Raw genomic sequence first — 15,378 nt, 5'->3', positions numbered from 1 at the left:
GCCGACCATGAACGAGTACCCAAAATGACCGACACCCCGCATTTCCCGCTCTCCGCCGTGGTCGGCGCCGATGACCTGAAATTGGCTCTGTGCCTGACCGCCATCGACCCGAAAATCGGTGGCGTGCTGATCGAAGGCCCGCGCGGCATGGCCAAGTCCACACTGGCCCGGGGTCTGGCGGATCTGCTTGCCAGCGGCCAGTTCGTCACTTTGCCGCTGGGCGCTACCGAAGAGCGGCTGGTCGGCACACTCGATCTCGACGCTGCACTGAGCAACGGCCGCGCGCAGTTTTCCCCGGGGGTACTGGCCAAGGCTGACGGTGGCGTGCTCTACGTCGATGAAGTCAATTTGTTGCCTGATCACCTTGTGGATCTGCTGCTCGATGTTGCCGCCAGCGGCACCAACCTGATCGAGCGCGACGGCATTTCCCACCGGCACTCGGCGAAGTTTGTACTGATCGGCACGATGAACCCGGAAGAGGGCGAGCTGCGTCCACAGTTGCTCGACCGCTTCGGTCTCAACGTTGCGCTCAACGGCCACACCGCGCCGGCCGAACGCGGGCAGATCATTCGCCGGCGACTGGATTTCGACAGCGATCCGCAAGCGTTCTGCGCGCAATGGGAAAGCGCGCAACACGCCTTGCGTTCGCGCTGCGAAAGCGCCCGTAAACTGCTCGCAGAAATCCCTCTGGACGATGCCGCATTGGCGCTGATCACCGAGCGTTGTTTCGCCGCTGGCGTCGATGGCTTGCGCGCCGATCTGGTGTGGTTGCGCGCTGCTCGCGCCCATGCGGCGTGGCGCGGTGCAGATGCGATTGCCGAGGCGGACATCGACGCGGTGGCCGAGTTTGCCTTGCGCCATCGGCGGCGCGAGCAACCTGCGCCCAGCGCCGCACCGCCTGCACAATCTCCATCAGGCGCAGAAAGCACGCCCAGCGAAGGGCAGGGCCAATGGGGCGAGATGCCAGCAAGGGCGCAAGCCACCGGTGCCCGCCGCGAAGTACCGAGCTGGCCAGCGCTGGGAAAAAAGCCCTAGGCATTCGCCCCCGATCCGACGCGGGGGCGAATGCCAGACCCCGCGCCGGACGACTCGACCACGGGTTCCAAGGCCAGCGACAGGCGGCCGGCAGCGGCTCGGTAAACTGGCCAGGCACATTGCTTGACGGGCGCCCGCAGTGTCGCGCCGATCTGCTGTTTCAGCAACGCACCCGTGCGCCTCTTGAGGTCTGGCTGGTTATCGTCGACGCATCGGCCTCGACCCGTCGCCATCAGGCCTTGAGCGACGCCAAGGGCTTGCTCGCGCAATTGTTCGACGATGCCTATCGCCAGCGCGCGCGCCTGGCATTGCTCACCGCCAGTGGCATGGCGCCGAAATGGCAGGTGCAAGGCTTGAAGGCCTCCAGCGGCCTGCGTGTCTGGCTCGACGGTCTGGGCGCCGGTGGCGGTACACCGTTGTTGGCGGCATTGGCGCAGGCGCAGCAATGGCTGACCGTGCGACGCAAGCGCTTTCCCGAGGAGCTGCAGCGCTGCCTGATCGTAACCGACGGTCGCTTGAAGGATCTGGCGGGATTACCTGTGCTGGGGTGCCCGGGATTGCTGATCGATATCGAACGTGGGCCGATTCGACTGGGGCGGGCGAAGGAACTGGCAACCGCGCTGCAAGCGCAGTATCAGCATATCGATGAGTTGGGCATACGCTGAAATTTGCCTCCCCGCTCAGGCCCTGTGGGAGCGAGCCTGCTCGCGAAGGCTTCTTCGGCAACGCTGAAAACTTCTGATCAGGTTCATTCATACAGATTTTGAAATGATTTGCCGCTGTGGAACGGACTGGTCCAACCTGTACGCTCCAAGGCCATTTTTCATTTCGGACTTACATGAACACCCTCTCGGAGCCTCCCAGTCAGCTTTCTCCAGCGTGCCTTTGCGCGGTCTTGATCCATTCGCAGCATCCCGTCTTCCGACTTCCGACCATGGTTGATAACGCGGCTCTTGAGCCTTCGCGTTGCGCATTGCCGTGCCCGGCTGCCTGAATTCACTGAATAGAGATCGAGACGTTTTATGGAATGGTTAGCGGATCCCACGGCCTGGCTAGGCCTGTTGACTCTGATCGTGCTGGAAATGGTACTGGGTATCGACAACCTGGTGTTCATCGCCATTCTCGCGGACAAGCTGCCGCCGCATCAGCGCGATCGCGCACGCATCATCGGTTTGTCGCTGGCGCTGATCATGCGTCTGGGCCTGCTGGCGAGTATTTCCTGGCTGGTCACACTCACGCAGCCGTTGTTCGAAGTGTTCGACAAGAGCTTCTCCGGCCGCGACCTGATCATGCTGTTTGGTGGTGTGTTCCTGTTGTTCAAGGCGACCATGGAATTGCATGAGCGTCTTGAAGGCCACGTCGGCGAGCGTTCGGCCAACACCGCCTACGCGCTGTTCTGGCCCATCGTGGCGCAGATTGTCGTGCTCGACGCCGTGTTCTCCCTCGATGCAGTGATTACCGCTGTGGGCATGGTCGATGAACTGGCGGTGATGATGATCGCCGTGATCATTTCCATCGGCCTGATGATCGTCGCCAGCAAGCCATTGACCCGTTTCGTCAACGCGCACCCGACTGTCATCATGCTGTGTCTGGGCTTTCTGATGATGATCGGTTTTGCCCTGACCGCCGAAGGATTGGGCTTCCACATTCCGAAAGGTTACCTGTACGCCGCCATCGGTTTCTCGATCCTCATTGAAGTGTTCAACCAGATCGCCCGGGCACGGCGCAAGCGCTCGATGCAGGGCTTGCGTCCGATGCGTGAGCGCACTGCCCATGCGGTAATGCGTTTGCTCGGCGGGCGCAAACTGGCGGCGGAGGAGGTGGGTGAAGAGATCTCTGATCTGCTCGACAACGGTGAAGCGCCGGTTGCCGGACTGTTCGACCGCCGTGAGCGGGTGATGATCAGCGGCGTGCTGCAACTGGCGGAGCGGCCGATTCGCAATCTGATGACGGTGCGAGCCGACGTCGACCTGATCGACCTTGCCGATGATGCCGAGACCATCCGCACAACGTTGATGCATTCGTCGTATTCGCGGCTGCCGTTGATACGTGATGGTGCGGTCGATGAGCCGCTGGGCTTCGTGCACAAGAAGGAACTGCTCAAGGAATATCTGGCCGGCAACGAGCCAGATCTTGAGCACCTGGCACGCAAGACGATCAATCTGCTTGACAGTTACTCGATCCTCAATGCCCTGGAGCAGATGCGTGCGGCGTCGACGCACATCGCTTTCGTGGTCAACGAATTTGGCGATTTTGTCGGCGTGTTGACCATGACCGATATCCTCGAATCGATCGCCGGAGAACTGCCCGATGCCAGTGAAATAGAAGGGCCGGACGTGGTCGAAGAGCACGGCGGGTTCCTGGTCAGCGGCGCGCTGCCCCTGGCCCGCGTGCGCCAGCGCACCGGCTTCGGCGCCGAGCCGACCGAGGACTATCAGACCATGGCCGGGCTGGTGATGAGCCTGCTGGATCGTTTGCCGATGACCGGGGATCGACTGGAATACGAGGGCTGGCAATTGACCGTCAAAGCGGTTGAGGAACGGCGGGTGACGCGGGTGCTGCTGGAGCGTGCTGCCGCGTAATACTTGAGCTCTCTACAGGCGGTGCCGGCCTCTTCGCGAGCAAGCTCGCTCCCACATTGGAACGCGTTTCAAATGTGGGAGCGAGCTTGCTCGCGAATGCGATTTGGCAGGCACTTCACATCCCTGGTGAAGCTCGTTCAGAACATCTCCCTGGGCATGCACGTGGGACGGTACGCAAGGTACGAAGTTTCTGACGCAACCAAGGCAGATCATGCGTTCGTTTGCGCGCGGCAACGGGCGCTTTGGTCTTGCCGATGTGCACGGCGAAATCCCGTGCAAGGGTTTCCTCAGTTCCAATGCCTTTGAGTTTTTTTATCAGCCTGCCGCCCTTGTAGAAGAGCACCGTCGGCGTGCCGGTGACGTCGGGATGGCGCGGCGATTGACTGGTATCGAGCATGTAGATGTTCGCGCGCAGCCGGTAAGGCTCGGCAACCTGCCGAAAAATCGGCCCGGCCCATTCGCAGGCGGGGCAATGTTCGTTAGCGAAATACAGAATGACCGGCCGCCAGGTTTTCAGGGCTTTGCGATAAGTGGAAGGTAAAGATGCGAGAGGGATGTCAGCGCTCATCATGATTTCCTTTTCAACTGATGCATTAGCTACTCACGCTAAACCAGCCTTGCGCTCACGACCACTGTCAGAGTTGACAGGTGCAACCCGGCTATTTTTGTGCACTTCGCCCGAAAATGTGGCGCAATTTCCCTCCTGCGTGTAGCCAACGGTAGCAGCCTGTAAAACGTGAGCGGTGGCAGCGCTCTCATCTTTTTTTGCATCCATCTGATTTCAAAACCATTTCATGCCACTACAGACGCCCTTGTCAGGCTATGGCACACTTTCTGCTGTCTATTCCGTAGTAACAAACCGTGTTCCGGTATAGCGGAATAAACACCATCCTGGAGTGCTTGCCATGCATCGCCGTCGTTCGTTGTTCAAAGCGTGTGTTTTAGTTCTTGCGGCTTCTTCTTCATTCATGGGCCTGGCCCTGGCAGCCGACAGCAAACTCGACAGTGTGCTGGCCCGGGGCAAATTGATCGTGGGTACGGGCAGCACCAATGCGCCGTGGCACTTTCAGGGTGCGGACGGCAAGTTGCAGGGTTTTGATATCGACATCGCCAGGATGGTGGCCAAGGGGTTGTTCAACGACCCGAGCAAAGTCGAATTCGTGGTGCAGTCGTCCGATGCGCGCATTCCCAACCTGTTGACCGACAAGGTCGACATGAGCTGCCAGTTCATTACCGTGACTGCCAGCCGCGCTCAGCAAGTCGCGTTCACCTTGCCTTACTATCGCGAAGGGGTCGGTCTGCTGTTACCGAACAACAGCAAGTACAAGGAAATCGAAGACCTGCAAGCGGCGGGTGACGACGTCACCGTAGCGGTGCTGCAGAACGTATATGCTGAAGAGCTGGTGCATCAGGCACTGCCCAAAGCCAAGGTCGATCAATACGACAGCGTCGATCTGATGTACCAGGCGGTGAACTCCGGTCGTGCCGATGCCGCCGCCACTGACCAGTCCTCGGTCAAATACCTGATGGTGCAGAACCCTGGCCGCTATCGCAGCCCGTCTTACGCCTGGAGCCCGCAGACCTACGCCTGCGCGGTCAAACGCGGCGATCAGGACTGGCTGAACTTCGTCAACACCGCGCTGCATGAAGCCATGACCGGCGTTGAATTCCCGGCCTACGCCGCATCGTTCAAACAATGGTTCGGCGTCGACCTGCCGTCGCCCGCTATCGGTTTCCCTGTCGAATTCAAATGATCCCGTGAGAGTGGGGCGAGTCACATCGCCCCGCTCAAGGTACTGCTGACCATGAACTATCAGTTGAACTTTGCTGCCGTGTGGCGCGATTTCGACACCTTGCTGGCGGGGCTCGGTCTGGGCTTGCAGCTGGCGCTGGTGTCGATTGCCATCGGCTGCGTGATCGGCCTGCTGATGGCGTTTGCCTTGCTGTCAAAGCATCGTGCCTTGCGGGTGCTGGCCTCGGTGTATGTCACGGTGGTGCGCAACACGCCGATCCTGGTGTTGATTCTGTTGATCTACTTTGCGCTGCCGAGCCTCGGAATTCGTCTGGACAAAATACCTTCGTTCATCATCACCCTGTCGCTGTATGCCGGCGCGTACCTGACCGAAGTGTTCCGTGGCGGTTTGCTCAGCATTCCCAAGGGCCAGCGCGAAGCGGGGCTGGCGATCGGGCTGGGTGAGTGGCAGGTCAAGGCTTATGTCACCGTGCCAGTGATGCTGCGCAACGTGTTGCCGGCGCTGTCGAACAACTTCATTTCGCTGTTCAAGGACACCTCGCTGGCCGCTGCGATTGCGGTACCGGAGCTGACGTATTACGCGCGCAAGATCAACGTCGAAAGCTACCGGGTGATCGAAACCTGGCTGGTGACCACGGCGTTGTATGTCGCGGCCTGTTACCTCATTGCCATGCTGCTGCGTTTGCTTGAGCAGCGTCTGGCGATCCGCCGATAGGAGGCTGCGATGTACGAATCTCCCAGTTGGTTGCACGAATTGTGGATCGCTCGCGAGCCGCTCTGGCAGGGTTTTCTGACCAGCGTGCAGGTTTCGGCGTTGGCCATTGTGCTGGGCACGCTGCTCGGGGTGGTCGCCGGCCTGATCCTTACTTACGGCAAATTCTGGATGCGCGCACCGTTTCGTTTTTACGTCGACCTGATTCGCGGCACACCGGTGTTTGTACTGGTACTGGCCTGCTTCTACATGGCGCCGGCGCTCGGTTGGCAGATCAGCGCCTTTCAGGCTGGCGCTCTGGGTCTGACGCTGTTTTGCGGGTCGCACGTCGCCGAAATCGTCCGCGGCGCGTTGCAAGCCTTGCCGCGCGGGCAAATGGAGGCGGGCAGGGCCATCGGCCTGACGTTCTACCAAGCCCTCGGCTACGTGTTATTGCCCCAGGCGCTGCGGCAGATTTTGCCGACCTGGGTCAACTCGTCCACCGAAATCGTCAAGGCCTCGACCTTGCTCTCGGTAATCGGTGTGGCCGAATTGCTCCTCAGCACGCAACAGATCATCGCCCGGAACTTCATGACCCTGGAGTTCTACCTGTTCGCCGGTTTTCTGTTCTTCGTCATCAACTACGGCATCGAGTTACTCGGCCGGCACATTGAAAAGCGGGTGGCCTTGCCATGACTCAAGTTCAAGTTTCCCCACAGAATCAGGCGCTGCTGGATATCCGAGGCCTGCATAAACAGTACGGCGCGGTCGAGGTGCTCAAGGGTGTCGATCTGACCATGCAGCGCGGCAACGTGGTGACGTTGATCGGCTCCAGCGGCTCGGGCAAAACCACACTGCTGCGTTGCGTGAACATGCTCGAAGAGTTTCAGGGCGGGCAGATCCTGCTTGACGGCGAATCCATCGGTTACGACGAGGTCAATGGCAAACGCGTGCGTCATGCGGAAAAAGTCATCGCCCGCCATCGCGCGATGACCGGCATGGCGTTTCAGCAATTCAACTTGTTCCCGCATTTGACCGCGTTGCAGAACGTCACTCTGGGGCTGCTCAAGGTGAAGAAAATGCACAAGGACGCAGCCGTGGCGCTGGCGGAAAAATGGCTGGAACGCGTTGGCTTGCTGGAGCGGCGCAATCACTTTCCCGGCCAGTTGTCCGGCGGACAACAACAACGTGTCGCCATCGCTCGGGCCATCGCCATGAATCCGAGCCTGATGCTGTTCGACGAAGTCACTTCAGCGCTTGATCCGGAACTGGTGGGCGAGGTGCTCAACGTGATCAAGGGCCTGGCCGAGGACGGCATGACCATGTTGCTGGTCACCCATGAAATGCGTTTTGCCTTCGAGGTCTCGGACAAGATCGTTTTCATGAATCAAGGGCGGATCGAAGAGCAGGGGCCTCCCAGGGAACTGTTCGAACGCCCGCAATCGCCGCGTCTGGCTGAGTTTCTAAAGAGCACGCGGTTTTGAATCTGCACTTTTGCAATCAGGAGAAACACCCATGAGCATTACGCGTTACGGTACCGGCAGCACCGCCGCCGGCGGCCAGCCTCGTCCATTCGCCCGCGCCGTTGAAGCCGATGGCTGGCTGCACGTATCCGGCCAGGTACCGGCGGTGGATGGCGAGATCATCGTCGGCGGCATCGTCGAGCAGACGCACCAGACCATGAAGAATCTGATCGCGATTCTCGAAGAGGCCGGCTATGGCCTGGAAGACGTGGTGCGTGTCGGGGTGTGGCTGGATGATCCTCGTGATTTCAGCAGTTTCAACAAGGTCTTCGCCGAATATTTCAAACCCGAACACGCCCCGGCGCGGGCGTGTGTGCAGGCGAGCATGATGGTCGACTGCAAGGTTGAGATCGACTGCATTGCGTACAGGAAAAAGGCCTGAAACACCGCGGCTCTTGTAGGAGCTGCCGAAGGCTGCGATCTTTTGGCGTTTTTGGATGCGCTAGAAAGGCAAGATCAAAAGATCGCAGCCTGCGGCAGCTCCTACAGGGAATATCGAGTGAGTAATGAAATGACCGAAGACACCATCAAGCGCCGGGCACGCGGTCTGGACCGGGCGTTCGATATCCTCGATTTTCTCAAGGAAATCGGCCAGCCCCTGCGCCCCAACGACATCGCCAATGGCATCGGCGGTCCGAAATCCACGGTCTACGAACTCGTCGCCTCACTGCTGGAGCGACGCATTCTGGAACCGGTAGGCAAGGACGGCCATGTCTATCTGGGGCGTCAGTTGTACTTCCTCGGTCAGGCGCATCTGCGTCATTTCGACCTCAGTCGCGAGGCCGATCACGCCTTGCAGGAGATCGTCAGCCAGACCCGCGAAACCGCGCAGATGTGCCTGCTCAACGGGCGCAAATACACGGTGGCATTGATGAAGGAGGGCGAGCGCCATTTCCGTATTTCCTCCGACATCGGCGAAAACGCACCGATTCCGTGGACGGCTTCCGGTCGGCTGCTGTTGGCGCACCTGAGCGATCAACAAATCGTCGACCTGATCGACGAAGACGACTTCATCCTGCCCGACGGCGAGCGCCTGCCACTGGAGCGCTTTCTTGCGGAGATCCGTCAGGCCGGTATCGACGGCTTCTTCTCGTTCGACAGCGTCGCCGACACCTTCACCCATTGCTTTGCCGCGCCGGTCAAAGACCCGCGAGGAGTGGCCATTTGTACCTTGTGCATCGTCGCCCCGCGCGCCGACGCAAAGAACAATTACAACGACTATCGCCGAGTATTGATCGAGAGCGCCAACAGCCTCGCTCGGCGTATCAACGAATAGACGCGTGCCTGCCGCCGCGATTGAATGCGAGGAGTTTGACCATGACCACTGCCATCGATACTGCCGGGGAAAAGGGCGACGCCAACATCGGCGCGCAACTGACGCGTGACGTCAGCCTGCCGGCGCTGGTGCTGCACCGCAAAGCGCTGGAGCACAACATCCACTGGATGCAGAGGTTTGTCAGTGACAGCGGCGCGGAGCTGGCGCCCCACGGCAAAACCAGCATGACTCCAGCGCTGTTCAAGCGTCAGCTCGACGCGGGCGCGTGGGGCATCACTCTCGCCAGCGCGACCCAGACCCGCGCCGCTTACGCTCACGGCGTGCGCCGGGTGCTTATGGCCAACCAATTGGTCGGCACGCCGAACATGGCGATGATTGCCGATCTGCTCGCCGATCCCTCGTTCGATTTCTACTGCATGGTCGATCACCAGGACAACGTCGCCGACCTCGGGGCCTACTTCGCTTCGCGCGGGGTCAGGCTCAACGTGATGATCGAATACGGCGTGGTCGGTGGCCGTTGCGGGTGCCGCAGCGAGCAGGAAGTCATTGAGCTGGCCAGGGCGATCGATGCGCAACCGGCGCTGGCCCTGACCGGCATTGAAGGTTATGAAGGGGTGATTCACGGCGATCATGCGGTCAGCGGCATCCGCGAGTTCGCTGCGTCGCTGGTGCGTCTGGCGGTGCAGCTGCAGGACAGCGGCGCTTTCGCTATCGCCAAACCGATCATCACCGCGTCCGGCTCGGCCTGGTATGACCTGATTGCCGAATCCTTCGAAACACAAAACGCTGCTGCACGCTTCCTCAGCGTGTTGCGCCCGGGCAGTTACGTGGCGCACGACCATGGCATCTATAAAGAGGCGCAATGCTGCGTGCTCGACCGGCGCAGTGATCTGCATGAAGGCCTGCGTCCGGCGCTGGAAGTCTGGGCGCATGTGCAGTCGCTGCCGGAACCGGGTTTTGCGGTGATTGCTCTGGGCAAGCGTGATGTGGCGTTCGATGCCGGGTTGCCGGTGCCGTTGCTGCGCTACAAAGCGGGTGGGGTGCCGGCGGCGGGCGATGATGTCGGCGCGTGCAAAGTCACGGCGGTGATGGATCAGCACGCGTTCATGACGGTCGCGCCGGGCGTTGAGTTGCGCGTGGGCGACATCATTTCCTTTGGTACTTCGCATCCGTGCCTGACCTTTGACAAATGGCGGGTGGGATTGCTGGTGGATGAGCAACTGGCGGTTATCGAAACCATGGAAACCTGTTTCTAGGGCTTGAGACCGAGTCGCGGCGGCTATTCGCGAGCAGGCTCGCTCCCGCAAGGGCAACGCATTGCGTTGTGGGAGCGAGCCTGCTCGCGAGACGCCTGCGCAGCCACCACCGAACCAGCAGAGATAACACCCGATGAACATCATCCCCAACCTCCCACGCATCGCGCTGATCGGCGAATGCATGATCGAACTCCAGCAACGCGCCGACGGCAGCCTGCAGCAGAGTTTCGGTGGCGATACCCTGAACACGGCGGTGTATCTGTCCCGTGCGATGGCCGACAAAGCGCAAGTTGACTACGTCACCGCCCTGGGCGATGACAGCTTCAGCGACGCCATGTGCCAGATCTGGCGCAGCGAGGGCATCGGCCTCGACCTGGTGCAACGCTTGCCCGGTCGCCTACCCGGTTTGTACTGCATCCAGACCGACGCCAACGGCGAACGTCGTTTTCTGTACTGGCGCAACGAAGCGGCGGTGCGTGATTGCTTTACGACGCGTGCGGCCGAGCCGATCCTTGCCGCCTTGCCCGATTACGACGTGCTGTATTTCAGCGGCATCACCCTCGCCGTACTCGGCATGCAAGGTCGTGCCCGACTGATCAAGACCCTGAGCGAAGCGCGGCAGCGTGATGCGCACATTGTCTTTGACAACAACTACCGCCCGCGCCTGTGGGCGTCGGTGGAAGAGGCGCGGGGGGCGTATCGCAGTGTGTTGCCTTATGTCGATCTGGCGTTACTGACTGTGGATGACGAACAGGCGCTGTTCGGTTTTGCCGACTGCGCCGAGGTATTTGCCGCGTACGCGCGATTCGGCACGCCGGAAGTGGTACTCAAGCGGGGCGCCGAAGCCTGTCTGATTCGCTGCGAAGGTGAGGCGTTTGAAGTGCCGGCGCAGAAGGTTGAAAAGGTAGTCGACACCACAGCGGCAGGGGATTCGTTCAGTGCGGCCTATCTGGCCAGGCGATTGCTCGGAGGCAGCCCGACGGAGGCTGCGGAGGCAGGACACCGGCTGGCGAGCCAAGTGATTCAGGTCCCTGGCGCGCTGATTCCCAAAGCCTGAAATGCAATCCTGGCAGGAGCTGGCGAAGGCTGCGATCTTTTGACCTTGCCCCTGAAAAAATCAAGATCAAAAGATCGCAGCCTCGTTGCACTCGTCAGCTCCTACAGGGTCAGCGATCAATCCCGGTAAAACACCTGCACCAGGTGATAACCAAACTTGCTCTTGATCGGCCCGTGCACGGTCCGCAGCGGCTTCTTGAAAATCACCGCATCAATCGCGCCGACCATCTGCCCCGGTCGCACTTCACCCAGATCGCCGCCGCGCTTGCCGGACGGGCAGGTCGAGAATTTCTTCGCCAGCACATCGAACGCTTCGCCCTTGGCGATGCGCTGTTTGAGTTGTTCGGCCTCTTCGGCGGTTTTCACCAGAATGTGGCGGGCTTGGGCTTTCATCGTGCGATACCTGATAACGGGGTGACGGCGGGGCGCGCGATTATGCCTCAAGTCACGGGGTCGGGTGGATCAACTTGCGGATCTTGCTCGCCAGCACTTCAAGGACAAAGGGCTTGGCGACCATGTCCATGCCGTCTTCAAGGAAACCCTGACGTTCGGCGGCGATCTGTGCGTAACCGGTCATGAACAACACTTTCAGGCCCGCGCGATGCTGGCGAGCGATTTCTGCCAACTGACGACCATTCATGCCCGGCAACCCGACATCGGTGATGAGCAGATCGACACGCTGGGCGGATTCGAGCAGGGGCAGGGCAGTCTTGGCGTTTTCCGCTTCGAAGGTGTTGTAGCCCAGCTCCTTGAGCAGGTCGAGCACCAGCATGCGCACCGCCGGATCATCCTCGACCACGATCGCCGTTTCGCCAGAAGCTGAAGCGGCAATCAGTTCACCCGCGCCGACAGCCGAGGGTTCGGGGGCAAGCGTCAGCAAACGCGGCAAGTACAGACGCACGCAAGTGCCTTGCCCCGGAACACTGTCGAGGCTGACGTGGCCGCCGGACTGCTGGGCGAAACCGTAAATCATCGACAAGCCCAGCCCGGTGCCCTGGCCAATCGGTTTGGTGGTGAAGAACGGATCGAAAGCCTTGGAGCGAATCGAGGCGGTCATCCCGGTGCCGTTGTCGCTCACTGCAAGCATCACATATTCTCCGGCTTTGACCGGCTCCAGAATGGTGATGTCACTGCTGTCGAGGTAGACGTTGGCGGTCTGGATCAGCAAGACGCCGCCCTCCGGCATCGCATCGCGAGCGTTGATCACCAGATTGAGCAAGGCGTTTTCCAACTGGCTGACATCCGTGCTCACCGGCCACAGGTCGTCCGGCAAGCGCAGTTGCAGGTCGATCGGATCACCTTTGGTGCGGCGGATCAGATCCTCCAGCGAACGCACCAATTCATTGACGTTAAGTTGCTTGCGATCCAGCGACTGGCGCCGCGAAAACGCAAGCAAACGGTGGGTCAGCGCCGCCGCGCGATTGGCCGAGGACACCGCCGCTTCGGCAAAGCGCCCGATTTCATCAGCACGGCCGTTGGCGATATAACGCTGCATCAGATCGAGGCTGCCGATAATGCCCGTGAGCATGTTGTTGAAGTCGTGGGCGATGCCGCCGGTGAGCTGGCCGACCGCTTCCATCTTCTGCGCGTGGCGCAGGGCGTCTTCGGCGCGCTCGCGTTCGAACATTTCGTTCTGCAACCGCTGGTTGGCCTGGGCCAGCTGTTCGGTGCGGGCGCTGACACGTTCTTCCAGGGTTTCGTTGAGATTGCGCAAGGCTTCTTCGGTTTTCTTGCGTTCGGTTTCATCGATCACAAAGATGTAGAAACCGTTGACCGCGCCGTCCGCGCCATGACGCGGCAGATAGTTCATCAGCGCATGGCGCGTGCTGCCGTCGCGGTGCGGCGTGTAAAGACTGAACGAGCAGGAACGCCCGGCCAGCGCTTCGGCAATGTATGGAGCGCGCAGGAAGTACGCTTCTTCGCCAATGACTTCGCGAATCGTGCGCCCATACAACTCCTGCGGCGTCAGGCCGTACCAGTCCAGATAGGCCGCGTTGTTCAAGCGGAAACGTTGTTCGGCGTCGACGTAGCTGATCAGAATCGGCATGGCGTTGATGATCAACTGCAATTCGGTCTGGCTCTGACGCAACGCCTGTTCAGTGTGTTTGCGCTCGGTCAGATCCAGCGCCGCGCCAAGAAAGCGCACGGGACGGCCGTGATGATCCTTGTAGCAACGCCCGCGCGCAAATACCCAGCGCAGCGTGCCATCGGCTTGCAGCAAGCGATATTCCTCGGTGTATTCAGTGCCGTGGGTGATGCAGTGCTTGATGCCGCGCGCGACCATGGCGCGATCTTCCGGATGGACACCGTGCAGGTAATCGCTGATCGGCAACTGCGCAGCCTTGGCCGGGTCGACACCGTGCAGTTCGGCGAAATGCGCATCGGCGATGAAACGGTCTTCGCCAATGTCCCAGTCCCAGGTGCCGACCGCGTCGGTCGCGGCGAGGGCCAGTTGCAAGCGTTCCTCGGACTGGCGTTGGGCTTTGAGGCTTTCCTCGGAGCGACGCTGCAATTCCACGGCGACGCGCCGGCGTTCATTGGTTTCGATGGCCGTGACCAGTATGCCGGCCACTTGCGCGGTTTCATCGCGAATCGGGCTGTAGGTCAGATCGAGCCAGAAATCGATTTCTTTGCCGTCGCGTTGCACGGTGAACCGTCGCTCGCTGAAGCTGCGCACTTGCCCTTGCAACACTGCCTGGTAAATCGGCTCGGAAAAATCACGCACTTCGGGCCAGACCTCATGCGTAGCCCGGCCGAAAGCTTCGGGGTGTTTGCTGCCGGCGAGCACGGCAAAACCATCGTTGTAGATCTGCGTCAGCTGCGGCCCCCATAACAACAGCATCGGCATCGGCGAGTGAATCACGATGTCCACCGCCGTGCGCAGGCTCTGCGGCCAGCCAGCGGCAGCGCCAAGCGGGCTTTGGCTCCAGTCGGTGCGGGCAATCAGAGCCTGAGTGTTATCGGTGGTGGGTACAGCGTTCATACTTCAATCCTGAGCGTGGTTCAGTGAGACGGCGTCTATCATTGTTGCAGTAGCCCGCGCCAAGCGTAGGCCATATCTGCTCACTCAATGCTTCGCGGGTGCTTTCAGCCATGGAAATCGATGCACTGTTGTCAATGTTGTCGCAAAAAAACGGCTCGGATCTGTTCCTCTCCACGGGTGCGCCACCCAGCGTACGCATCGAGGGCGTGTTGACGGCGCTGAGCGAGCGGCCGTTCAAGAGCGGCGAAATAGCCGCCATCGCCACCTCCCTGATGGACGCCGAGCAGCGGCGGGAGTTCGACCGGGATCTGGAAATGAACCTGGCAATCTCCCGAACGGGTGTCGGCCGCTTTCGTGTGAACGTTTTCAAGCAGCGTAACGATGTGTCGATCGTCATTCGTAACGTCAAACTCGACATTCCGCGCTTCGAGGATCTCAAATTGCCAGCCGTGCTCCGGGAAACGATCATGCTCAAGCAGGGCCTGATTCTGTTCGTCGGTGCGACAGGCTCGGGTAAATCGACTTCTCTTGCGGCTTTGATCGACCATCGAAATCGTCATAGCGCCGGGCATATCATCACCATTGAAGATCCCATCGAATACATCCATCGACACCGCCTGTCGATCATCAATCAGCGTGAAGTCGGGGTCGACACCCGCAGCTTCCAGGCGGCATTGAAAAACACCCTGCGTCAGGCACCGGATGTCGTGCTGATTGGCGAAATCCGTGACCGGGAAACCATGGATCATGCTCTGACATTCGCCGACACCGGGCATTTGGTGCTGGCAACCTTGCACGCGCATAACGCTAACCAGGCGCTGGACCGGATCATCAACCTGTTTCCCGAGGAGCGCAGGCCGCAATTGTTGCATGCATTGGGCAATTACCTGAAAGCCTGTGTATCCCAGCGGTTGGTGCGCACGCGCGACGGTCAGCGGCGCGCGGCTGTCGAAGTGATGTTGGGAACACCGACGATTGGCGACCTGATTCGACGTAACGAATTGGGTGAGCTCAAGGGCATCATGGAAAAGTCCGCCGAGTCGGGCATGCAGACATTCGACGGCGCACTGCATGCTCTTGTCGTAGAGGGTGTGCTCAGTGAGGATGAAGCGCTTAAACACGCCGATTCGGTCAACAATTTGCGCTTGCGACTAAAGCTGCAGTCCGAGGGAGGGCCAGCAGGCCCCGCTACCGGTGAGTGGGGCTTGATGGATTGAGCTCAC

Annotated in this window: 15 protein-coding genes; 12 read left to right on the top strand and 3 right to left on the bottom strand. The window is 60.2% G+C overall.

The window, feature by feature from the left end; translation table 11 throughout:
* Positions 1-24 precede the first annotated feature (24 nt).
* The 3 genes from VNV36_RS05595 (at position 25) to VNV36_RS05585 (ending at position 3,617) form a co-directional block, all read left to right on the top strand.
* Positions 25-1,035 carry a magnesium chelatase ATPase subunit I gene (locus VNV36_RS05595; RefSeq protein WP_325716890.1) on the top strand — a complete coding sequence of 337 codons (1,011 nt, stop codon included), beginning with the start codon at positions 25-27 and terminating at the stop codon, positions 1,033-1,035.
* Positions 951-1,700, top strand: coding sequence for a vWA domain-containing protein (locus tag VNV36_RS05590; RefSeq protein ID WP_325716889.1), 750 nt, complete (start codon positions 951-953; stop codon positions 1,698-1,700). The genes VNV36_RS05595 and VNV36_RS05590 overlap by 85 nt, the downstream gene beginning before the upstream one ends.
* A gap of 357 nt (positions 1,701-2,057) precedes the next feature.
* Positions 2,058-3,617 (top strand): TerC family protein, encoded by a 1,560-nt coding sequence (locus VNV36_RS05585; RefSeq protein ID WP_325716888.1) that lies wholly within the window; start codon positions 2,058-2,060, stop codon positions 3,615-3,617.
* A gap of 115 nt (positions 3,618-3,732) precedes the next feature.
* Here the strand turns inward: VNV36_RS05585 and VNV36_RS05580 are convergent, their stop codons facing one another.
* Positions 3,733-4,185, bottom strand: coding sequence for a thioredoxin family protein (locus VNV36_RS05580; protein WP_325716887.1), 453 nt, complete (start codon positions 4,183-4,185; stop codon positions 3,733-3,735).
* A 337-nt stretch (positions 4,186-4,522) separates the two neighbouring features.
* On the opposite strand from VNV36_RS05580, the gene VNV36_RS05575 reads away from it, so the two are divergent.
* The 8 genes from VNV36_RS05575 to kdgK all read left to right on the top strand — a co-directional run bounded on the left by VNV36_RS05575 (position 4,523) and on the right by kdgK (position 11,173).
* Positions 4,523-5,371 carry a transporter substrate-binding protein gene (locus tag VNV36_RS05575; protein ID WP_325716886.1) on the top strand — a complete coding sequence of 283 codons (849 nt, stop codon included), beginning with the start codon at positions 4,523-4,525 and terminating at the stop codon, positions 5,369-5,371.
* A gap of 51 nt (positions 5,372-5,422) precedes the next feature.
* The gene (locus tag VNV36_RS05570; RefSeq protein ID WP_325716885.1) at positions 5,423-6,085 is read left to right on the top strand and encodes an amino acid ABC transporter permease; all 663 of its coding nucleotides are present in this window, start codon (positions 5,423-5,425) and stop codon (positions 6,083-6,085) included.
* A 9-nt stretch (positions 6,086-6,094) separates the two neighbouring features.
* Positions 6,095-6,757 (top strand): amino acid ABC transporter permease, encoded by a 663-nt coding sequence (locus VNV36_RS05565; protein WP_325716884.1) that lies wholly within the window; start codon positions 6,095-6,097, stop codon positions 6,755-6,757.
* Complete coding sequence (locus VNV36_RS05560) at positions 6,754-7,545, top strand: amino acid ABC transporter ATP-binding protein (protein ID WP_325716883.1); 792 nt, start codon at positions 6,754-6,756, stop codon at positions 7,543-7,545. Before VNV36_RS05565 ends, VNV36_RS05560 begins: the two co-directional genes overlap by 4 nt.
* Before the next feature lie 31 nt (positions 7,546-7,576).
* Positions 7,577-7,966 (top strand): RidA family protein, encoded by a 390-nt coding sequence (locus tag VNV36_RS05555; protein WP_325716882.1) that lies wholly within the window; start codon positions 7,577-7,579, stop codon positions 7,964-7,966.
* A 129-nt stretch (positions 7,967-8,095) separates the two neighbouring features.
* Positions 8,096-8,860: an IclR family transcriptional regulator gene (locus VNV36_RS05550; protein WP_325716901.1), complete on the top strand. Its 765-nt coding sequence runs from the start codon at positions 8,096-8,098 to the stop codon at positions 8,858-8,860.
* A 41-nt stretch (positions 8,861-8,901) separates the two neighbouring features.
* Positions 8,902-10,116, top strand: coding sequence for an amino acid deaminase (locus tag VNV36_RS05545; RefSeq protein ID WP_325716881.1), 1,215 nt, complete (start codon positions 8,902-8,904; stop codon positions 10,114-10,116).
* 133 nt (positions 10,117-10,249) lie between these two features.
* Positions 10,250-11,173: a 2-dehydro-3-deoxygluconokinase gene (gene kdgK, locus VNV36_RS05540; protein ID WP_325716880.1), complete on the top strand. Its 924-nt coding sequence runs from the start codon at positions 10,250-10,252 to the stop codon at positions 11,171-11,173.
* Between the two features lie 116 nt (positions 11,174-11,289).
* Here kdgK and VNV36_RS05535 read toward each other — a convergent pair whose 3' ends face one another.
* Both VNV36_RS05535 and VNV36_RS05530 read right to left on the bottom strand, forming a co-directional pair.
* On the bottom strand, positions 11,290-11,565 hold the full coding sequence (locus VNV36_RS05535; RefSeq protein WP_007912322.1) for a peptidylprolyl isomerase: 276 nt from the start codon (positions 11,563-11,565) through the stop codon (positions 11,290-11,292).
* Between the two features lie 52 nt (positions 11,566-11,617).
* A complete protein-coding gene (locus tag VNV36_RS05530; protein WP_325716879.1) occupies positions 11,618-14,155 on the bottom strand; it encodes a PAS domain-containing hybrid sensor histidine kinase/response regulator in 2,538 nt (845 codons plus the stop codon).
* A 110-nt stretch (positions 14,156-14,265) separates the two neighbouring features.
* Here VNV36_RS05530 and VNV36_RS05525 point away from each other — a divergent pair, with 110 nt between their 5' ends.
* Positions 14,266-15,372, top strand: a complete 1,107-nt coding sequence (locus VNV36_RS05525; protein WP_325716878.1) for a PilT/PilU family type 4a pilus ATPase — start codon at positions 14,266-14,268, stop codon at positions 15,370-15,372.
* Positions 15,373-15,378: the final 6 nt, after the last annotated feature.

This window comes from Pseudomonas sp., assembly GCF_035554175.1.
Taxonomy (GTDB): Bacteria; Pseudomonadota; Gammaproteobacteria; order Pseudomonadales; family Pseudomonadaceae; genus Aquipseudomonas.
This window is presented reverse-complemented; position numbering and strand designations above follow the sequence as displayed.